This is a genomic window from Paenibacillus baekrokdamisoli (assembly GCF_003945345.1).
GTDB classification, from domain to species: Bacteria; Bacillota; Bacilli; order Paenibacillales; family Paenibacillaceae; genus Paenibacillus_Z; species Paenibacillus_Z baekrokdamisoli.
The window spans coordinates 4,357,714-4,379,782 of the sequence record NZ_AP019308.1 but is presented as its reverse complement, the minus strand read 5'-3'; the positions used below and the strand labels follow the sequence as shown (position 1 = coordinate 4,379,782).

Sequence of the window (22,069 nt, the reverse complement as noted above, 5' to 3'; positions counted from 1 at the left end):
CGCAACCAAGGATGGAGGGAATAGAAAATGACGATAGAGCAAACTTATCTTAACTATATCGACGGGAAATGGAGCCCATCCTTAACGGGAAGGGTGACTGCAAGCATTAATCCGGCCAATACGAACGACATCGTCGGCTATGTGCAAAATTCCGATGAAGCGGATCTAGAGCTTGCGGTGAGCGCGGCTAATCGTGCCAAGGGGGCATGGCGTAAGCTCTCGGGCGCGGCGCGGGGCGATTATCTGTTCAAGGCAGCCAACCTGTTGGAGTCAAGGATAGCTGATATCGGGGAAACGATGATGCGCGAGATGGGCAAAACCTTAGCCGAATGCAAAGGCGAAACGGCTCGCGGCGTCGCGATTCTCCGTTATTATGCCGGGGAAGGCATGCGAAAGATCGGCGACGTTATTCCTTCGACCGACAATGAGGCAATGATGTTCACCACTCGGGTGCCTCTGGGGGTCGTAGGCGTTATAACGCCATGGAATTTCCCGGTCGCGATCCCGATGTGGAAAATGGCGCCGGCGCTTATATATGGTAATACTGTCGTGATAAAACCAGCTATTGAAACGTCCATTACGGCTGCTAAGCTTCTAGCTTGTTTTGAAGAAGCGGGTCTTCCGCCAGGTGTTATCAACATGGTCACTGGTGACGGCGCAGTGATCGGCGGCGGCATTGCGCGGCATCCCGATATTCAAGGCATCACCTTTACGGGCTCCAACAAGGTAGGGAAACAGATCGGGCAAACCGCTCTATCCCGCGGCGCGAAATTTCAATTGGAAATGGGTGGGAAAAATCCACTTATCGTTGCGGAAGACGCGAACCTCGATTTGGCGGTGGAAGCGGCTATCAGCGGCGGATTGAAATCAACCGGACAGAAGTGTACGGCTACGAGCAGAATTCTTGTACATGCTTCGGTCTATGAAACATTCCGTACGAAGCTAGTGGATCAAGTGAAGCAGCTGAAGCTGGGGAACGGAAACGATTCTGCAACGTGGATGGGGCCTTGTGCGAACGAAAAACAGCGGGATACCGTCCTCTCTTACATCAACAAGGGGATCGAGGAAGGCGCGAGCTTGCTCTGCGGAGGAGGTATCCCTGCCGACGAGGAATTGAAGATTGGGTATTACGTGCAACCGACCGTATTCGACGGAGTGACCTCGAATATGACGATCGCTCAAGAGGAAATTTTCGGACCGGTGCTAGCGCTTGTCCCTTTCGATAATTTGGAAGAAGCGATCTCGCTTGCAAACGACGTCGAATATGGACTAAGCGCATCCATTTTCACGCAAAATATCAGGAATATCCTTGCTTTTATCGCCGATATGGATGCAGGCTTAGTCCGCATTAACGCCGAAACGGCAGGCGTCGAGCTGCAAGCTCCTTTCGGCGGAATGAAGCAATCCAGTTCTCATTCGAGAGAGCAAGGGCAGGCGGCCATCGAGTTCTTTACTTCGATTAAAACGGTTTTCCTGAAAGCTTAGTGAGAAAGAATAATCAGTCAAGTTAGTGAAAATGGAAGTTTATGACGAGAAGACAGCCTCGATTGGTTGTCTTTTTTCCAATATCAGCGTTCTATGTCAATAAGCTCGAACTGACTTTTTGAGTTACCTAAACACACCTAACCCTTATATTCGATTGGATGTGACTTTCTAACATTTCTTCAAAACCGGTACAACAGTGAATCCTCGCTCGTATCACAAAAAAATCTGACCATTAGCTGAACGATTCTGTTTTGGGTGTAGGGGACGGATTGGGGACGAAAGCTCTCATTTTCGGGCAAACAACAACCAACGTTAACCATGCTCAAATGTAGAAAGCCCAAATAAATCTAGGTGTTACCACGCCGCGGCAGATGGGAACCAAATAGCCTATGTTCCCGCATACGGTGCATGTGGAGTGTACAGTGTTACTTAAATTGAAAGGGGCTAATGACTAAGCCCCTTGTAGTAATTCGCCCAGTACTTGAGGTTGGGCGATATTGTAGTGAATCTTGATAGTGCCATCTTGATGGACTTTTATCTTATCAATTACTTGATGAAGCAACTGTTTTAGAACTTGCTCATCATCAATATCAAGTTTCGCAAATAAAGCGATTTGTTTCTGAAAGGCACGGAATTGCTCTTCCGTGTCTTTTTGTGCTTCGAGAATGGAATCCAACTCAACTTTACGTTTAGCAAGTGCTTCTTGCTCCGCGTGAATACGATGATTTTGGACGGTAAAAGCACCAAGAGTTAATGCTTGATTTGAGAAGAGGGTAATAAGTCCTTGGACGTTCTTCTCTAATTGTTCTTGATGCTTTTTCAGCTTATGCAACTCTTTGGTTAAAGCAGATTGTTTTAGACCGACTTTCCCTTTTACAGCATCGTACAACCTGTCCAATCTGACATTACTGCCAATAAGTTCTTTAAGGTCATTCTTCACCGCCGCGAGTAACGTATCGTAGCCGATGATGTGAGAGGAACAAAATGACTTACCACGTTTTACACTGCTCCGTAGAATATTCTTCTGAAAAGTTGATGTACGCACATACTGTGCGCACAAAAAAAAGTGTTTCGGTTGTTTTTTATTTGATTGGTGGAGAAAGTGCGAAATTCGTAATAAAACTAACAAAAACGTAATTTTATTTTTGAAAATCGTGCACTATATCGAATGAAGTGGTATATTTATTACTGTAAGCGTCTTTTACTGAGGAGCGATAAATCATGCATATGACAACTGAGATAATAAAAATAATTGAGGGTGGATTGGAGAAAAACCGAGACAAGGTTCAAAGCTACGCATCATTGTTAGCCGAAAAATTAATGAATGACGGTGAAAAAAAATTTGCAGAAAGGATAATAAGCCTATTAGAAAAAAGAAAAGCACATCCTATTTATATGGATGAGTTTCTCTCCAAACCTGTAGATCAAGATAGCCGTTTAGACATGGTGGATGTGACTATCAATGATAACGTTACAGCGGAATCGCTTATATTGAACGAAATGACCCGTATGAAAGTGGATAATTACATCTTATCTTTAAAAAATCGAAATAAGTTTTTGAGTCATGGTATCGAGTTACCTGAATCTTTATTATTATATGGACCGCCAGGTTGTGGAAAAACAAGTATCGCCCATTATATTTCTCAACAAACATCTATGCCATTAGTAACCGCTAAATTAGATGGAATTATTTCATCGTTGCTTGGTAGTACAGCAAAGAACATAAGGAAAATATTTGAATATGCCAAGGAAAGACCCTGTATTCTTTTCTTAGATGAATTTGATGCCATTGCTAAAGCGAGAAATGATGAGCAAGAGGTTGGTGAGCTCAAGCGAGTAGTGAATAGCTTGCTTCAAAATATAGATGATTTCAATAAAAACAATATTTTAATTGCCGCTACAAATCATGAGAAATTACTTGATACCGCAGTATGGCGAAGATTTGCAAATGTTATTGAGATATCGAAACCCAAAGAAAATGATGTTTCAAGATTAATAAGTCTTTTTTTAGACACCATGCAAAATGACTTTGTGAATGATGAAAAGCGTTTAGGTATATTATCTCAAGCGATGATTGGACTATCTCCGTCGGATATTAAAACTGTTTGTTACAAAGCAATAAAGAGCGCAATTATTGCAGAAAAAGAAATATTGACATACGCCTCTATGTTATTTGAAGTGTATTCTTATCAAGGATTAAATGAGGAAGATATACCACTTGCTTCTTTTCTTAGTCAGTATGGGGCTACTCAACAGGATATTTCTAATTTATTGGGAATTTCTATTAGACAAGTAAGAAATTTAATGAAGAAAGACGGTGATAAACATTGAAAAAAAATAACCTGCCGATTAAGTTTTTTCAAAAAAGGAACGAAGTTGACGAAAGGTACACCGAAGGGGGAGGAAGTGACATTCCTCCGAAGTGGGTTTTGCAAGGTGAAGAATTAAAGGCCCATTCAAATGAACTTATTCAGAATTTTAAAATAGCCGAGAGTCAATTGGAGGGCAAACTAAATAAGTATAAAAATGTTCCCACTGTAATAAAGGCTAAAGTTAATACTGATGCATTGGCCAAATCCCATCGTTCTGAAATAACTCAACTATTTACTGGAAAGAAAATTGAGAAAACTATTGGATTAAATGAAGAGTATGACCTATTAATAAGGGTTGATTCAGTAACAGACCTTAAGGAGATAAGCAAGAAATTAGATTCTTTTAAAAAGAATGCAAAAGCTGTATCTGCCGTTGAGAACATTGAAGCATTTAAACCAAAGATTAAAGAACCTGAAAACTTCCCGAAAAAAGACGGAAGATTGATACTAAAAGTGAAGCTCTTTAATTACAACGATACTCATATCAATAAAATCACCGAATCTATTTTTTTAGAGTTACTATCATCAAATGAGCATCTTCAATTGAAAAAAATAGTTAACTATTCACAGACATTAAAAATTTATGAAGTAACTACAGATTCGGCACTTTCAATCGATACTATAAGTGACTTTAATGCCATTCAATCCATCGAACCTATGCCCATGTACGAGGTGACGGAAGATAGTTTTTTTTCTGATCTGGACATCGAGTTCCCAGAACCGAATAAAGATTCAGATTATCCAATTGTAGGTATATTGGATTCTGGAATAGCGCCAATATTTGAGCTAAGATCGTGGATTAAAGGTAGTCACTCGAGTGTCCCTGCAAATCTAATTAATCGAGGACATGGAACATTTGTGGGAGGAATTGTTGCCTTTAGCGACCTATTAGAGGGTCAAGTTTTTACTGGTTTAGATGGTTGCTATCTGTACGAAGCAATTGTAATTCCAGATAAAACAAAAGACAGTATTAGTGAAGCTGATTTGATTGCAAATATTAGGGAAGTCATCGAAAAGAACAAAAATGTCATTAAGATATGGAACATGTCACTGGGTACTAACGAAGAGGTAAGTGATTTTTCGGATTTTGGAATAGGTTTAGATAGTATTCAAGATGATAATGAAGTTTTAATTATTAAGTCCGCAGGAAATTGTAACAATTTTGAAATTGGTAAACCTGTGAGTAAAATTGCACGCGGCGCAGAATCAATTAGAGCAATAACGGTAGGTTCAATAGCTCACTCCCAAAATGCTGGTGATCTTGTTAAATTAAATCACCCATCTCCTTTCAGTCGGGTTGGTCCAGGGCCGTCTTTTATCATTAAACCTGAACTTGTCCATTATGGCGGAAATAGTGGCGTCAAAAATGGAAAGGCGGTCCCCAATGGTGTACAATCCTTTGGACCAGATGGGACTTGCAGAAAAGCTGTAGGGACGAGCTTTTCGACTCCAAGGGTTTCCGCAATAATAGCCAATTTAAATCACAAGTTAAGAGAAGATTTTGATCCTGTACTACTTAAAGCTTTAATACTACATACGGCAAAATACCCTGAAGGTATAGAAATGGAAATAAATGATAAGGTAAATCAGATGGGGTTTGGGCTTCCAACTTTAGCTGATGATATTCTCTACAACGACCCTTCTGAAATAACACTGATACTACGAGAGGGTTTAAATAAAGGGGAGTTTATTGAGATACTTGATTTTCCATATCCAGAATCGCTAATTGATGATCAAGGGTATTTTACGGGACAAATCATTTTAACGGTTGTAAATTCACCAATAGTGGATGGCGAACAAGGGCCAGAGTATTGTCAGTCGAACATAGACGTTAAATTCGGTACTTACGATCAAAAGACATTCCGAGATACAACTAAACCAATAATTAAGAATGAGATAGGGCGTGAAGGTGGGCAGAATTTGCTTAATTCTTCAATTTTTAGTAAGAAGAAGCCCATTGAACAGCTTAAGACCTTTTCAAATTCAGAGAAAATGTTACTTCAGTATGGAAATAAATTTTATCCAAACAAAAAGTACGCCATTGATTTATCAGAACTGACAAGCAAGAATAAAGAGAAGTATGTGCAATCGCCCAAAAAATGGTATTTGAAGATTGAGGGATTATATCGAGATGCAATAGAAAAAAAAGCAGAAGCAACTAGAATAGATCTTAATCAAGAATTTTGCATGATATTAACAATCAGAGACCCTCTAAAAAAAGCATTAGTTTATGAAGAAGTGTCAGCACTCCTGGATAACGGTAATTTCATTCATAGAGACATCAAATTAAGACAAGCAATTGATGCAAGAGTAGAAGTTGAAGTATGATCGAATTTCGTGTCCAAAGGTAGTTTTTGGTACAGAGCAAACACCGATCCTCTGGACACATTTTTGATTGTTGTCACTGTCTACTCCTCACATGTGGAATGTTGTTCACTGTTAGTGCGGAAGGACAATTAAATCGGAGATGTATTGGCGGAAATAGCAAAGAGGGGCGAAAGCCCCTCTTTTTTGTTGAATGAATACTGCTAATTGATGATATTAATCCGTCAACTTAATGAGTTTTGTAAAGTAATTGAGTCCGTCCTCGTCAATATCACTTCTTCCATATGCATCTAAAAATAACTGCCTGTATCTATCAGTCTTCAAGTTATAATTTAGTGTCCATATTCCCCAATAAATATCGTAGTGTCTGTCGCCTACCTCACCATATCCTAAATCAATAAAACCTTTGAATGAAAAGTTATCCATTATGATATTAGGTAAGCAGTAATCACCATGAATTACCACATTGTCAATAGCTGAATAGTTGTACTCATTCATAACACTAAGGTCTATTCCCTTAATTTGTGATTCGTTTAACAATTCATTAGTTCTATTGTCATATGGACAGCCCTCGGTAGGAAGTGAATGCAACATTTTTAGATATTCACCGAACACACATGCCAATTTACTAGGATTCTCAATGTGTAGCACTGCTGTTCCGTCTTCACCATTTACCGCTTCTGTAAATAAATAATCATAATCTAATTCTGATTCATAGGCTATGGCATTCGGTGCGAAGTTATGTTTATGTAAAAATTTTGTCATTTTGTATTCACGTTCAAGTGAACCTCTTTTGCTTATCTTTAGAAAAGCACGTTCTGCACCCGAAACAAAAAGTGTCTTTGCATTTTCGGAACAACTACTATCATAAATTGTTGCCCCATTTATATACTGCCTGATGGTCAGTGGTAACTTCTCAATATCAAAGGAAACCTCCGTACGTTTCATGTTCTTACCCTCCCGTTCAATTTTCCTTAGTAAATATTAACATAAAGTTCGGAGTGGTTTTTGTAAAAAATGATTTTAATCAAACATCCCTACGATGTCCCGAATCCACGCTCGGCGGTTATTTACATCGAAACAATATTTGAATAAATTTCAGGCGCGTCAAACAGCCGTAAGGATCAAGTAAGAGTTGACTTCGCAAGCATGATTCATGGCGGTGGGGTTAGCTTTTTTAGTATTATAATTATTGGCAAATTTACCATTGTGATTCTTGAGGAAAATGCAATAATATTAGGGGGATGATCGTTTATTTTCTGAACTGACATTTGAAAGCACATAAAGTAGAGTGGGAACGAAGGAAGAGAATAGAACTCGTATCTTCGAATAAGGAAGTGAGCGGGATGTATCGAGTGTTGTTGGTAGACGATGAGCCGCTTGTGCTGGAAGGACTTCGGCTTATGGTCGATTGGAAAAGCCACGGGTTTGCCATATGCGGCGAAGCCTGCGATGGCGAAGACGCATTCGAGCTCATAAAGCAGCTTAACCCCGATTTGGTCGTCACCGACGTTTGCATGCCGATCATCGACGGGCTGCAATTAATCGAGAAGTGCGCCGCCACCCGGCAGTGCGCTCTATTCGTCATTCTAAGCGGTCACGACGATTTCTCTTACGCTCACAAAGCGCTCCAATATTCCGTTCGGAATTATTGGCTGAAACCGATCGATACCGATGAGATTCATCTTACTTTATCCGAACTCCGCAATGAGTGGGAAGCGGAACGGAAAGAGGCCGAATACGGCACTCAGCACGAGCAGGAAGGGGACTCGCTGAAGGAAGAAGAAGCTTTGCTATTTGCCATCGAGAACAATGACGTCGACCGAATCGAGACAGCGGCGAAACGGCTGTACTGGCATATGAAGCGAACGGCTCCCGAAGCGGGTTTACGGTCCTTCGTTGCGAACATGATTTTAGATCTGATTCGCAGAATATCGGAACAAGAAACGTTCGAGGAAATGGGCGAAAGGGTATTTCTTCATTCGTCGATGTTCGCGGATTCCTCCGAAGACTCCTGGCTTGTGGACTTAACGGCACTTTGCAAGGAAGCGGCAACAAATCTCGCACAACGCAGACTGAAAGAGGGAGTGGCCGGAGAAGCGGCGCGATATGTTCGTCATCACTTTCGCAAGCCGCTTAAGCTCAAGCAAGTCGCCCAAGAGTTGTATATTCAGCCGGCGTATCTCGGACAGCTGTTCAAGAAAACCGTCGGCATGTCCTTTCTCGATTATGTTCACTCTATCCGGATCGCGGAAGCGCAGAAGCTGTTGCGAAGAACCGACCTGAAAGTCGCCAACGTCGCGCGAAGTGTCGGCTACGTGGATCCGGAACTGTTCGCGTCGAAATTCAAACAATTCACGAATACCCTCCCTTCCCAATATAAAAAAGCTGACTGAATGGAGGAACACGGATGCGCACAACCGGCGGATGGCTGAAATTCGTCAATGATATTCCGCTTACTTGGAAATTTTTGCTCATTTATTTACTGTGCATTCTTGTCCCTATTCTTACGATAACCGCGCTTTTCTTCCAGCAAGTATCCCAGAACATTGAAACCCGCGAGAAAAACAATCTCCAAATGACGCTCAACCGGGCATCTACCAAAGCGATGGACTTCATCCTGGGCGGCGTTACTTTAAGCCATTCCGTGGCGACCGACCGTTCCTTGTACGAGTTGATGGACCAGGATTATTCCGATATCGTCGCTTATTACGACAGCTATAATAGCGTTCTAAGCGAGAAAATGAAGCCGTTCTTATCCGCTTATCCGTACGTCGAGAACATCTCCATCTATACGGAGAACGAGACGATCGCAAGCGGCGGCAACTATTTTCATCTAGACGACGCCGTGAAGAATAGTCCTTGGTACCGGAAAGTCGCGGATTCCCCGTCTTCCGTGAACATCATGGCTTACAAAGACACCGATCCGATGAACTCAAGCAATATCAGGGAGTATCTTAGCATCATCCGGAAACTGAACGGATTTCCGATCTACGGCCATTACGTGAAGTATTTGAAAATCGATATCAATGTCAGCGGAGTAGACTCGATTCTGAGCCAGGAAAAGCCTTATATGAATTTGCGAATCGTAGACGACGGCGGGCAAATCGTGTTTCCTTCCGCATTGTTTATGTCCTCTTCCGCGTCTCCGCCGCCAACCGGCGATGAAGGCCTGACATTCAATAGCCGGCTTGGCACAGCATCCTATATCCAAGGCTGGACCATGGCCGGCGTGGCGGACGGCGGCTTGTTTCAAGCTTCGCTGAATGACTCGGAAAGGTTCATCTGGCTGCTGGCGGCGATCAGTATCCTGGTGCCGACCTCTCTTATTTTCATCATCCTGCGTTCCTACAATTACCGGATCAAGAGGCTCTCCCGCCACATGGACAAGGCCAAGGACGAGAAATTCGATCTGATCTTGTTTCCCGAAGGAAAGGATGAAATCGGCGGGCTAATTCGCAGCTTTAATCGGATGACCACGAAGATCCAGACCCTGATCAATGACGTATACAAGCTCGAAATCCAACAAAAGGATTTGCAGCTGGAAGGGGTTCGGGCGGAAATGAAGCTACTGCAAAGCCAGATGAATCCGCATTTTCTGTTCAATACGTTAAACGCCCTTCTCGTCGTCAGCGTGAAGAACGGATACACCGAGGTGACGGACATCATCAAGAGCTTATCCCTTCTGCTTCGCCGTATGTTAAGTTGGTCAGACGACGCCGTAACCTTGCAGGATGAACTTCATTTTACCGAAATGTACTTGAAAATAGAGAAGTTCCGGTTCACCGATCGGTTCGATTATACGCTTGAGATCGAAGATGACGCCTCCCGGTGTTACGTACCTAAGATGTGTATTCAGCCGCTCGTCGAGAATGCATGCAAGCATGGGCTGCAATCGGTCAAAGGACAGCGCTACATCCGAATTGAAGCGCAGCGGGTGGACGCTTACCTATGGATTATGGTCGAGGATAACGGCAAAGGAATCGACCCAGATCGGCTGGGCGAAATTCGCAACCAACTGAACGACGGACTGAACGCGGACGAGAATATCGGGCTCCGCAACGTATATAAGAGGCTAAAGCTGCATTATGGAGATCATGTCGATCTGTCTATCGAGAGCGGGATGAATATAGGTACGAAGATCAGAATACGGATCCCTGCCTTACCCTCATCCCTGGAAACGGGAGCAAGCTTAGGAAGAACGGGAGGTTGACACCTAATGTACTCGGTATTGCTTGTGGACGATGAACCTCTGGCGATCGAGGGCATGCAACTATTCGTAGATTGGGAGGAGCACGGTTTTCGCGTGTGCGGAGTATGCCAGAGCGGGGAAGAGGCGCTCGAGGCAATCGGACGAGTCGGGCCGGACGTCGTCGTGACGGACATCCGCATGCCCGTCATGAACGGTCTGGATTTAATCGATCGTATACGGAACGAAGACCGGCAGCATCCGGAATTCGTTATCGTGAGCGGCTACAGCGAATTCCCGTATGCCAAGAGGGCACTGATACTGGGCATAAATCATTATTTACTGAAGCCGATTATTCGGGAAGAGGCAGCGGAGGTGTTACGGAAAGTACGCCTCCGTCTGGAATCGTCGCGCCAAAGAGGCAGTCCCGTAACGACTGCCGCGGCCATCCCCGGCGAATCGCGAATCCCGTTCGAAGCGGTTCGGCCTATTATGCTGATCCTGGAAGCGATCGAGCGGCTCAATCCGGACAAAGCGTCCGCTGCCATCCGGCAGCTGTTCGACGAAATCGGAACTCATTCTCCGGAGTGGGTCGGCATGCTCGTAAGCCATCTGGAATTTCAATGCGCGCGTCTCCTTCAAGAGCTGGGAGGGGAACCTTCCGGTTTATTGCGCCGGCCGGGAACGGAGCATTCGTCGCACTCTGGCACGCCGGAAGGCATTCTAGCTTACGCAAACGAGGTCATGGAAGAAATCCGTGCGTTACAAGCGCGTAATCCGGGCGGCACGATGGCCGTTATCGACCGTTATATCCAGGAGAATTATCGCGCCGGCTTGTCTATCAAACAGATCGCGAGCCTTTATTATTTGAATCCCGTTTATTTAGGCAAAGCCTATCAGGATAAGCACGGTTTCGGTTTGTTGGATCGAATCCACGATTTGCGAATCGAGGAGGCGAAACGATTGCTCCGCGAGACGGATTTTAAAACGAGCACGATTGCCGAGGAAGTCGGATACGGCCAATACAACTATTTCCTGCAGCAATTCGAGATGAGAGTGAGAATGAAGCCCTCTATTTATCGGTCTATGGCGAGGTAGCCTCCTTACGGTCGTTCGCGCGGTTTCTTGGATTAAAGCGTAATCAATTATATTTTTCGGGGGGGATAAGCTTTAATCCGTGAATTGTAACCGCATTCATAATCGCGATAATTAAGAGAGGCAAGGCGATTGCGCGCCGCTTTGCTCTAATTCCGACGAGGGGGATTCACAATGAGGGTTTATGCAAGAAAGACAGCCCTAGGATTGATCTTACTAGTTTTCGTATTCAGTATCGTAGCTGCAGGCTGTTCGAAAAAGGGAAATAACGATAGCAGCCCATCGACATCCCAGTCTACCGAAAAACCAAGTCAGTCGCCTTCTGCGAGCGCTTCTGAGGACGCTGCGCCCGAACCGTTGACGATTTCCTTGTTCAACGGAGGAGGCGGCGTGGTCCCGACGGACACCAATAAGATATATAAGAAAATGAAAGACGAGCTAGGCGTTACGCTGAAAGAAGAATATTTAGTTGGCGACCTGGAACAGAAGCTCGGCGTAATGATCGCCGGTGGAGATTATCCGGACTTGATTACGTCTAATCAGAAGTTGACGGCAGCCAAAGCCGTCATCCCTTTGGAAGACTTGATCGAACAGTACGCTCCTAACCTTAAAGCTCACTACGCCAAAGTCTGGAACAAGCTGAAGGACCCGGGCGACGGGCATATTTATTGGCTGCCTAACTATGGCGTAATTCAAGGCACCTACAACGCGACGTTTTATAACGGACCGGCATTCTATATTCAGAAAGCGGTGCTCAAGGAATTCGGTTATCCGAAGCTGAAGACGTTGGACGATTACTTCAACCTGCTTGAGAAGTATAAAGCGAAATATCCGCAAATCGACGGACAACCGACGATCGGATATACGACGCTTGCCTTCGACTGGCGTGTATTCGAATTGAGGAACGCGCCGGAGCATCTAGCAGGCTATCCGAACGATGGCGGCGTAATCGTAGATCCGAAGACGAACGTTGCATCGCTATTCGAGGCTACGGATGTCGCGAAGCCTTATTTCAAGAAGCTGAACGAGGAGAACGCCAAAGGGATGATCGATAACGAGGCGTTTGCGCAAAACTACGATCAATATTTGGCCAAAATCGCCAGCGGCCGCGTGCTCGGGATGTTCGACCATCAATGGAACTTCAGTCAAAGCGAAAACACGCTTATTTCTCAACAAAAATTCGATCGGACGTACTTCGGCTTCCCGCTCGTCTATGACGCGAGCATCAAGGACTATTATATGGAACGTCCGCCTCTGAATCTGGGTAACGGGTTCGGCATTACGGTTAATGCGAAGGATCCGGTCAAAATCATCAAGTTCTTGGATACGATCATGACCGAGAAATGGCAAAAAGTGTTCAGCTGGGGAATCGAAGGAGAAGACTATCAAGTCGGCAGCGACGGAAAGTTCTTCCGTACGGATGAACAGCGCAAAAAATCCGATGACGTCGCATGGAAGCAAGCGAATAGAGCCTATGCGCTCTACGACGCCCTTCCGCATTTTCAAGGCACGTACGCCGACGGCAACGCGGATTCTCCTGGCAACCAACCCGATGAATATTTCGCGACGCTCAAGCCGATCGACAAGGAATTGTTCTCGGCATACGGCTTGAAGTTTCGTTCCGACCTCTTCTCGCAGCCGCCTGAAAACCGGGTTTCTTATCCGGCATGGAACATCGATCTGATCGAAGGTTCGCCAGCCAAGATCGCCGAACAGAAGATGAAGGATCTCGCGCTCAAATATTTGCCGAAATCCATCTTGTCCAAAGCGGATCAATTCGAAAGCGTCTGGGCCGATTACGGTAAGGCAATGGAGAAAGTAGATACCAAAGCTTACTTGGATCGCATCAACGAGCAACTGAAATGGCGCCAGGATAATTGGAGCAATTAATTAGAGGCAGGCAGAAGGCAAGGGGAATCCTCTTGCCTTCCGCTAGCAACAGACAAGGAGTTAAAGCCGATGCCTAACGCGGTCCTGGGAAAAGAAATTGCAGCAAAGCCTATGCGGCGGACCGAGAAGGTCTGGAGACGGATGGTCAGCCAGAAGCAGCTTATCTTTATGTCTTTTCCATTGCTCATATACGTCATTATTTTCAACTACGTACCGATCTGGGGCTGGCTTATGGCCTTCCAACAATATCAACCGGGGCACTCGATTTTCGATCAGAAATGGGTAGGGCTCGACCAATTCCGCTTCTTATTCCAAGATGACGGATTCGTACGAGTGCTACGTAACACGATCTCCATGAGTCTCATCAGTTTGGTGCTCGGCTTCATGACCGCGATCGGCTTCGCGATTTTACTGAATGAGATTAAAAAGACTTTTCTCAAACGAGCGATTCAGACGATCTCATACCTGCCGCATTTTCTATCGTGGGTTATCGTCACGGGTATCGTCTCAACGTCGCTGTCCACCGAGGACGGCATTGTCAATATCGTGCTGATGAAGCTTCATTTGATCGACACGCCGATTTTGTGGCTTGGAGAAGGCAAATATTTCTGGGGGATCGTCGGAGCCGCGAACGTATGGAAGGAAGTCGGCTGGAACGCCATCATCTACTTAGCCGCGATCGCTTCCATTGATCCGGCCCTCTATGAAGCAGCGGATATCGACGGAGCGAGTCGCATTCGCAAAATATTGCACATTACGCTGCCGGGCATTAAGCCTGTCATCATTATATTGCTAATTCTCAATATCGGTTGGATGCTAAACGGCGGAGGCTTCGAGGTACAATATTTCCTCGGCAACGGGCAAGTCAGCGATTATTCGGAAACGATCGACATTTTCGTGCTGAAATACGGTCTCAAGATCGGGAACTATTCGCTTGGTACGGCTGCCGGCATATTCAAAACCGTTGTCAGCATCATCCTGCTATTTATGGCCAATAGGATCGCCAAACGTCTTGGCGAAGAAAAATTGATTTAAGGAGGGCTCCGAATGCTAGTGAGCAAAAGACGATTCAAGGCGGAGCCGCTGCTGTTTCATTCGTTCAACTATGCGATTATGTTGCTCATTGTCGTCGTTACGATGTATCCGTTTCTCAATACGCTTGCGGTTTCTTTCAACGTAGGGACCGACACGACGCGAGGCGGCATTTACTTGCTGCCCCGGGTTTGGACGTTCGAAAACTACGAAGCCGTGTTCGTTACCGGCCATGTGGCGCATGCCTTCTGGATGTCCGTCGCCCGGACCGTAATCGGCACCGTACTGGGCGTATATCTTACCGCGATGCTCGCTTATACGGTCAGCCGCAATGAGTATATGTTCCGGAAGCCGATAACCTTGATTTTCGTTCTTACGATGTATTTCAGCGCCGGTCTGATCCCGTCGTATTTCCTGATCAAGGATTTGCATCTGTTGAACCATTTCATGGTTTACATTTTGCCGGGGCTGATCAGCGCTTTTAACATGCTTGTCATTCGGACGTACATTCGGACGCTTCCCGAAAGCCTGATCGAGTCGGTCAAGATTGACGGCGGCGGAGACTTTCGCGTTTTCGTTAGCGTTATCCTGCCCCTATGCAAGCCGGTACTTGCTACCATCGCATTATTCATCGCCGTAGGACAGTGGAACTCCTGGTTCGATACGTTTCTGTACGCTTCCTCGAAGCAAAATTTGAGCACGCTGCAGTTCGAGCTGATCAAGTTGCTATCTTCGACTACGAATTCCAACGCCAGTTCGAGCTTGTCGGCGGGAGTTAAACAAGGCGGGGCGGAAGGGCTGATTACGCCATTATCCATTCGGGCGGCGATTACGATCGTGGCATCGTTGCCGATTCTCGTCGTATATCCTTTCTTGCAAAAGCATTTCGTTGCCGGGCTGCAGTTGGGGAGCGTGAAAGAGTGAATTTGAATGGAATGTCCCATGATGAGGGGAACTGCCTTGTTGAACAAACCATTGAGTGAATCCCTACGATCGGCGCCAATGCTGCATGAGGTGTTCAGGGATCACTTTCTGATCGGAGCCGCAGTGAATCCATGTACGTTAGTCGAACAAAGAGATCTGCTGCTCCAACATTTCAACCGTGATGAAAAAGGAATAAAATAAAGGTCTAATAAGGGAGAGACGCCCCGTTATCGAATTGGGCGCTCTCCCCTATTTTTGGGATAGAAACGGAGAATGGCCTGAATTTCAACAGGAAGGTTTTTTAAAGATGGAGAACAAGAAGATTTGTATTCTTAACCTAAACGAAATACAAAAATTATCCGGTACTGAAAAATCTTCCTCAGGGGGTTGAAAATGGCATTCCACCCATAAATACATCATATAGCTTTCATGTCGAAATTTCTGTTTGGAGGGAGAGCAGCGTAGTTGAAATATCAGACAGTATCATTCGTATACTCGTGTATCACAGCATAAACAAATATTCGTATACGTTAGATATACTTCATTTCATTGATGTGTTAATTCTCAATGAATCTGAAGCCGAGTCCTTAACTGGAATTTCTGTGTCCAATGATATCCAAGCCATTCAAGCATCTGCAAAGTTAATAGATGGAGGAGTAGGGAAAGTCGTACTGACATTCGGAAATAAAGGATCATTGTTCACTGATAGTAACGGTACGGTTATACATGTCCTAGCCTTCAACGTACAAGCTGTTGATACGACAGTAGCTGGGGATACCTTCATAGGAGTATTGGCTGCAACGACCGGTTCGAATAATATTACGGAAGAGACTCTGCGATTTGCTTCTGCTGCTGCGGCAATTAAAATTACACGAAAAGGGGCGCTAGAAAGCATTCCGAATAAATCAGAAATCGAAGAGTTCTTAATAGTTACAACTTCAAAGAAGTAATTATGTGACATTTTGGAGGTCCATCACGGTGCAAGCAACAAAGCTTTGAAGGATTACAACCGGGGAAATAATATTAAATGATGCTGGGGGCGGGGCAACGATGAATATTACTTTGATGACTTTTAACTTGAGAACCTACTTGGCACCGGATGGCGATAATGCGTGGGAGTACCGTTACGATAAAATGGCAGCAATGATCAAAGAGCATAGTCCGCTGCTTATGGGTACCCAGGAAGGACATATCGGTATGCTTGAGGATCTGCAGTTAGAGGAATATCATTGGGTCGGCGAGGGTCGGCTTGGAGATCGTGGAGATGAGCTCTGCGCTATCTTTTTCAAAAAAGACGAACTGGACATTGTGGAACACGGCACCTTCTGGTTATCCGAGCAGCCGGAGGTTCCGGCAAGTATTAGCTGGGACAGCTCTCTGCCGCGTATTTGTACCTGGGCGCACTTTCGGCATAAGGGCATAGGTACGGAGTTACTATTCTTCAACACCCACTTAGATCATCAGGGGCAGCAGGCCAAGGAACAAGGTGTTCGGCTTATATGGGAGCGAATCAAGGAACTGAGGGCTGCAAAAGATGTCCCTGTCTTATTGACAGGGGACTTCAACTCACAGCCTGATAATGCGGTGATCCGCTTTATGAGGGGAGAGCCAGTTTGGGATGAGGCGCTTGTGGACATGTCGGATGCTTATTCCGTGATGGTTGGACCCGTAGGAACATCATTCCATGATAACTATTCCGGAAGAATGGATGGAGAGCCGATCGACTATATTTTTGTTACTCCTGACGTGCAAGTGTTATCCATTCAAATTGACCGACGGATGATTGACGGACGGTATCCTTCGGATCATTATCCGGTCGTCGCTCAATTGGCTATTCCTTCAGCAGAGTAACTTTGCATGGACGGCGAGACATGTGCTGCGCGATCCGATCGAAATTATGAGCACTGCGCTTCAATTCGTACCTAGACGGAGTCGATTCTATGAGACGACTCAGGAGGCTCTGCAGATCGTTGCGAAGGCGGACAACTGCTGAAGGCTTATGCGAGCATAAACCATAAGTATGCGAAATATGCCCACTGCCAAGTTTATCAGGAAGTAGGTACCCTGATAAACACATTCCGATTTGCCGAAAATATCGGCGACGGGATATGCAAACAAGTCATGCAAGGCAACGATATGGACAGCTTTGCCGGAACTGCTGCAGGGCGGCGTCCATCGAATTCAACCCAGCGAACTCTATGTGAATGAGAATACTTGACTTGAATATGAATCCTATTTTCGATTTGATAGGAGGTTTCTTGAAATGGGCAGAATTAAATTGATCGCGCTTGATCTTGACGGAACGCTGCTCAACGAATGTTCCGAAGTTTCTGAAGAAAACCGCAAAGCGATAGCGGAAGCTCGCTCCCGGGGAGTAACGGTCATTGTGGCTACGGGGAGGGAAGTGCGAAGCACAAAGCTTTACTGGCAGGAACTGAGTCTGGATTCTCCGATCGTAACGGTCAACGGGAGTGAAGTATGGACGTCTCCAGATAAGCTGCACAAACGCCATACGTTGGATTCCGGAACGATCAGGGCATTTCATCATATTTCGCAAGAGGAAAACTGTCATTTTTTTGGGCATACAACGGAGGCCATCATCACCCCTAATAATTGGAACGATGTTACGGAAGAGACCGTATGGCTGAAGTTCGGCTTTGATTCGGAAGATCCGAAACAACTGGAGCGGATTCGTCATAAGGTAATGAATGTAGGCCCATTCGAGATCACCAATTCCCAGCCGTATAATATTGAAGTCAATCCGCCAGGCGTTTCCAAAGCGAGCGGTGTACGTGAAGTATGCGATCTGTACGCTTTGTCAATGTCGCAGGTGATGGCGGTTGGAGACAGCTTAAACGACAAAACGATGCTGCTTGAAGCGGGGATCGGCGTGGCGATGGGGAATGCCCAGGACGAAGTGAAGCGCCTGGCGAAGGCTGTCACGGGCAGCAACATGGAAGACGGAGTAGCACAGGCGATCCGCCGGTATGTGCTTGACCTTTGCTGAACTAAGCGGATCACTGCGGGACCACTTGAGGCTTGACAGGGAGGATATACAAATGGGTCAGGCATTGAATAATTTTGAGATAACGCATATGTAGAGGACCGTGAGGTCCTCTCAGACGCCATGATAGTGATCGATGCATTGTCATGGTTAATAACTCATTCAAAAAATTGTATTTAGAAATGAAGGGTTGGAAACTCTTTACAAACAAAAGGTCGCAATTTATAATAAGTCCAAGCATGGTTGAGGAGGTTAATCTTAATGAACTGTTTTGTAGTCGTTCTTACTAAATCCTATAACCATCATCATAGTTAGGCGTTTGTATGACGGAATTTTTTCCGTAGGTACAAACGCTTATTGGCGTTATACCTACGGACTTGAACTATAAGAGTCATGTGGGTATTTTTTATCCTACATGGCTCTTTTTGTTTACAAAAAAAGGGAGGCAACAATGATGCAGAGTCAAAGTATTGTTTACAAAATTCCAGAACAAAATGAATTTCTTTCAGGACGGTTCAAAACACACAAAACGCTTTTTAACAGAGATGTACTAAATGGAGTTTTATCGATATTTGATGAGGTTGCCAATATAGGCGATGATGGGATTAGAAGTCTAACAAAGAAATATGACGATGTTGTATTGGATGGACTAATTCTTTCAAGTGAATATGTTGAAAGTAGCATATCTTCACTATCACCATCATTCCGATTTGCAATAGAACAAGCAATTAAAAATGTGCAAGATGCTAACATAGCTATGTTGCCGAAATCATGGGAAAAGCAAATAAGACCTGGAACAGTTATTGGAGAAAATATAAGCCCGTTAGATTCTGTCGGTATATGGATACCCGCAAGGAAAGGTCCGTTAATCTCAACTTCCATCATGTTGGTTGTAGCGGCGAAAGTAGCAGGAGTAAAAAAAATCGTTGTAGGGATGCCTCCGTTAAATGATGGATTTGGAGATCAGGGAACGGTAGCGGCGGCAAAACTTGCTGGAGCAGACCAATTCGTAATAGGAAATGGTGTATCGATAATAGCAGGATTTGCTCAAGGTACAGAATCCATTCCCGAAGTTGATGGAATCTTTGGTCCAGGACCAGGAGGTATTGCGGCGGCAATGAGCGTTGCAATGACATACGGTAAAAAGAGTGTATTAGGTATCGGTCCCACAGAGTGTGTAATTTTTGCAGATGAAACCGCTGATCCGCTAAAAATTGCATATGATTTAATCAATGAAGGGGAACATGGTCCTGATTCCTCTTCTATACTTGTCACAACCTCTATAACCCTTGCTAAAAAGGTTGAAGCCCTTCTTTTGAAATGCATTGATGAGGTTGAAGGTAAAAGAAGACAATATTTACAAAATGTCTTTGGTCCTAATGGTAAGGGGGCAATCATTGTCGCATCAGACGTTGATAAGGCTTGTGATTTTATAAATTGGTTCGCACCAGAACATTTAATGGTCGTATGTGAAAAAGATATTGAGAATCATGTTTTAAAGCTGATAAATAATGCAGGAGAGATTCTTATTGGCGAATATACACCATTTTCGGCAGCAAACTATGGTATAGGAATTACAGCGGTCTTACCGACTAACCATTTTGCAAGAGCATTCTCAGGAATAACATCAAAGGATATGGTAAAGTATTCAACAATCGGAAAACTGAGTAAAGAAGCACTACAAGAAATATATCCAATAATTAAAGAAATGGGAACATACGAGCAATTACCATGCCATGTAAAAGCGGCTGATATTAGGTTGTTTGATTAGGTGAATACAACCAACATCTTATTTTATTCTACCGTCAGCACTCATCCCATGTGGAGTGGTATGTTCCTTGATTTATAAGGGTTTTGAGTGAGTGGATAGAGTAGTTGGGGACGGATTTGGGACGTGCTGTTTCACAAAGGTGCCTTGTTAAAAGATGCTCATGGTATCCTAATCCAACAAACGGAGAATGTACAGGCGGCGCGCCAGATTCGGTTCACCAATGTTCGAGAAATAGTTGAAATGGAAACCATCTTGAAAGCCTATATTTATGAAGCCATTGAAGTTGAAAAAGCCGATTTGGAAGTGAGTTTTAAAAAGAATACAGAATTCATAATTCCTGAAGAATTTCAAAATAAATTCGATGAAATCCCTGCCTTGAGAACTGCTTTTGAAGCATTGACGCCGGGACGGCAAAGAGCATACATTCTTTATTTTTCTGAACCCAAACAATCCAAAACTCGAGAGTCAAGGGTTGAAAAATATATGCAGCAAATTCTGGGTGGAAAGGGATTAAATGATTAGGGCGTGTATGCAAACAATAAAATATTGAGCACTAGCGTTGCATAAAACCTCATCACATCATTAACAGAAAATTAAGAAAATAATATTTCTATACGAAAACCAAAAGGTCGATAGCCTCTTAGAGGTAACTCTATCCATTTGGTAAAATTTATGTATTTATGTGCATTGGCGACAGTTTCGCTTCATTCACGGGATCTCTTTCTTCTTCCGTCCGGCAGACTTTCGGCTGGGAGGGCGGTTCATCAGGTCGAACCACTCTCTGCAAGAACGCCATAGTAGCACTTTCAGTATACGACTAATTTCCAGCAACGAATGCTTCGTGTTCGTTTCTTGTTTTACCAGTGCCAACAAGCAGTAAGCAATAAGTGCCATCCATACCTGATTCATCACAGCATTTTCGCTTGTACCGTAGAATGTCTTGATCTTAATGTGTTGTTTCATCCACTTGAAGAACGTTTCGATGGCCCAGCGACTTCGATACATTTCACCAATCTCGTCTGCCGTCAGATCAAACCGATTCGTTAGCAAGAACAGCAGATTGCCTTCGGAATCAACCGTTTGAACCATACGAAGCGGATGTTTCATTCGCTTCTGTTGCGTGCCAACCCTGATTTTCTCATCCAAGCTAACCGTACTATTGGGCGGCAGGTCATACGTATGGAGTGACTCAATAACCGCGTTATTTTTCAATCGCGTAACGAAGAAAATCTGATTCATGCAGAATCGGTCGTAGGCTGCATAATCGACATAGCCTCGGTCGAACACATACGTAACCCCTTCTTCATCGGCTAGTTCTTCTAACAGATTCCGATCATTAACCTTAGCGGGTGTAACCTTTACTTGATCTGGATAAACATCCTCGTCATCCCAATACGCAATACGCGAGTGCAACTTGATTCCGGCCTTCGTAGATCGAAAGTGCGCCCACTTAAATTTCTGCAAGCAAAGCACAATCGTCGTGGAGTCGATAATCTTGAGCTTGTTACGGGAGCGATGAGGATTAGCGCGTGAATGGATTTGCTTCACCAACCGGGTGAATACCTGTTCAAGTAATGCAGGATCGACCTGATTATGTTTTCGACTCAATTGCGCTGCTGAAATGGAAGGAAGATTGAGCTCGCGTTGAATTTCTAGGGACAATACATCATTTGCTATGTCGCGAAGTCCGTCTCGTCCTTTCAACTCCGCAAGCAGAAAGAGCTTGAAGTAAGCAAGAGTCGTTTGTTTTTTTACGTACTTATCCTGATTGATTTCGTTGACACGATCTGTGAATGTTTTCGTACAAATTGGCGCTAGCCATTTACCAAATGATGAAAATAGAGTATTCTTGTCCATGAGCTATCCTTTTCAGTGGATTATGGACAGGTATTACCTACCATAACCATTGTAAAGGATTTTTTTATGCTTGAATGCGAAAAGTACAGAAATTTTTGAAGATTCTAAAAACTTTTATGCAACGC

The 22,069-nt window shown here is 44.4% G+C and carries 18 protein-coding genes and 1 pseudogene; 16 read left to right on the top strand and 3 right to left on the bottom strand.

Features of this window, described 5'->3' with window-relative positions:
* Nucleotides 1-27: 27 nt before the first annotated feature.
* A complete protein-coding gene (gene gucD / locus EKN16_RS19260; protein WP_125660833.1) occupies nt 28-1,485 on the top strand; it encodes an alpha-ketoglutaric semialdehyde dehydrogenase GucD in 1,458 nt (485 codons plus the stop codon).
* A gap of 451 nt (nt 1,486-1,936) precedes the next feature.
* On the opposite strand, the gene EKN16_RS33090 is transcribed toward gucD, so the two are convergent.
* Nucleotides 1,937-2,383 (bottom strand): hypothetical protein, encoded by a 447-nt coding sequence (locus tag EKN16_RS33090; protein ID WP_232015853.1) that lies wholly within the window; start codon nt 2,381-2,383, stop codon nt 1,937-1,939.
* 323 nt (nt 2,384-2,706) lie between these two features.
* Between EKN16_RS33090 and EKN16_RS19250 the strand changes: the two genes are divergently transcribed.
* Nucleotides 2,707-3,816 (top strand): AAA family ATPase, encoded by a 1,110-nt coding sequence (locus EKN16_RS19250; protein WP_197719099.1) that lies wholly within the window; start codon nt 2,707-2,709, stop codon nt 3,814-3,816.
* Nucleotides 3,813-6,185, top strand: a complete 2,373-nt coding sequence (locus EKN16_RS19245; protein WP_125660830.1) for a S8 family peptidase — start codon at nt 3,813-3,815, stop codon at nt 6,183-6,185. Before EKN16_RS19250 ends, EKN16_RS19245 begins: the two co-directional genes overlap by 4 nt.
* 213 nt (nt 6,186-6,398) lie before the next feature.
* On the opposite strand, the gene EKN16_RS19240 is transcribed toward EKN16_RS19245, so the two are convergent.
* Nucleotides 6,399-7,130, bottom strand: coding sequence for an aminoglycoside 3'-phosphotransferase (locus EKN16_RS19240; protein ID WP_125660826.1), 732 nt, complete (start codon nt 7,128-7,130; stop codon nt 6,399-6,401).
* Nucleotides 7,131-7,453: 323 nt separating this feature from the next.
* On the opposite strand from EKN16_RS19240, the gene EKN16_RS19235 reads away from it, so the two are divergent.
* From EKN16_RS19235 to EKN16_RS19185, 13 genes and pseudogenes are all read left to right on the top strand, one after another.
* Entirely contained in the window at nt 7,454-8,578 is a 1,125-nt protein-coding gene (locus tag EKN16_RS19235; protein WP_125660822.1) for a response regulator transcription factor, read from the top strand.
* A gap of 14 nt (nt 8,579-8,592) precedes the next feature.
* Nucleotides 8,593-10,395 (top strand): sensor histidine kinase, encoded by a 1,803-nt coding sequence (locus tag EKN16_RS19230; RefSeq protein ID WP_125660819.1) that lies wholly within the window; start codon nt 8,593-8,595, stop codon nt 10,393-10,395.
* A gap of 6 nt (nt 10,396-10,401) precedes the next feature.
* Complete coding sequence (locus EKN16_RS19225; protein WP_125660816.1) at nt 10,402-11,469, top strand: response regulator; 1,068 nt, start codon at nt 10,402-10,404, stop codon at nt 11,467-11,469.
* A 171-nt stretch (nt 11,470-11,640) separates the two neighbouring features.
* Nucleotides 11,641-13,356 carry an ABC transporter substrate-binding protein gene (locus EKN16_RS19220; protein WP_125660814.1) on the top strand — a complete coding sequence of 572 codons (1,716 nt, stop codon included), beginning with the start codon at nt 11,641-11,643 and terminating at the stop codon, nt 13,354-13,356.
* 111 nt (nt 13,357-13,467) lie between these two features.
* Nucleotides 13,468-14,391 carry an ABC transporter permease gene (locus tag EKN16_RS19215; protein WP_232016563.1) on the top strand — a complete coding sequence of 308 codons (924 nt, stop codon included), beginning with the start codon at nt 13,468-13,470 and terminating at the stop codon, nt 14,389-14,391.
* Between the two features lie 12 nt (nt 14,392-14,403).
* Nucleotides 14,404-15,312, top strand: coding sequence for a carbohydrate ABC transporter permease (locus tag EKN16_RS19210; RefSeq protein WP_125660808.1), 909 nt, complete (start codon nt 14,404-14,406; stop codon nt 15,310-15,312).
* Between the two features lie 39 nt (nt 15,313-15,351).
* On the top strand, nt 15,352-15,513 hold the full coding sequence (locus EKN16_RS32345) for a hypothetical protein (protein ID WP_164522882.1): 162 nt from the start codon (nt 15,352-15,354) through the stop codon (nt 15,511-15,513).
* A 296-nt stretch (nt 15,514-15,809) separates the two neighbouring features.
* Nucleotides 15,810-16,262, top strand: a complete 453-nt coding sequence (locus EKN16_RS19205) for a PfkB family carbohydrate kinase (RefSeq protein WP_164522881.1) — start codon at nt 15,810-15,812, stop codon at nt 16,260-16,262.
* A 100-nt stretch (nt 16,263-16,362) separates the two neighbouring features.
* Entirely contained in the window at nt 16,363-17,163 is an 801-nt protein-coding gene (locus EKN16_RS19200) for an endonuclease/exonuclease/phosphatase family protein (protein WP_125660803.1), read from the top strand.
* 232 nt (nt 17,164-17,395) lie between these two features.
* Entirely contained in the window at nt 17,396-17,530 is a 135-nt protein-coding gene (locus tag EKN16_RS33515) for a hypothetical protein (RefSeq protein ID WP_269462711.1), read from the top strand.
* A gap of 45 nt (nt 17,531-17,575) precedes the next feature.
* Nucleotides 17,576-18,319 (top strand): Cof-type HAD-IIB family hydrolase, encoded by a 744-nt coding sequence (locus EKN16_RS19195; protein WP_125660800.1) that lies wholly within the window; start codon nt 17,576-17,578, stop codon nt 18,317-18,319.
* Nucleotides 18,320-18,767: 448 nt separating this feature from the next.
* Complete coding sequence (hisD, locus tag EKN16_RS19190; protein WP_164522880.1) at nt 18,768-20,087, top strand: histidinol dehydrogenase; 1,320 nt, start codon at nt 18,768-18,770, stop codon at nt 20,085-20,087.
* A 123-nt stretch (nt 20,088-20,210) separates the two neighbouring features.
* Nucleotides 20,211-20,609, top strand: a pseudogene (locus EKN16_RS19185) (YdeI/OmpD-associated family protein); the annotation flags it as partial.
* Nucleotides 20,610-20,795: 186 nt separating this feature from the next.
* Here the strand turns inward: EKN16_RS19185 and EKN16_RS19180 are convergent.
* Entirely contained in the window at nt 20,796-21,944 is a 1,149-nt protein-coding gene (locus EKN16_RS19180) for an IS4 family transposase (protein WP_125660794.1), read from the bottom strand.
* Nucleotides 21,945-22,069 lie beyond the last annotated feature (125 nt).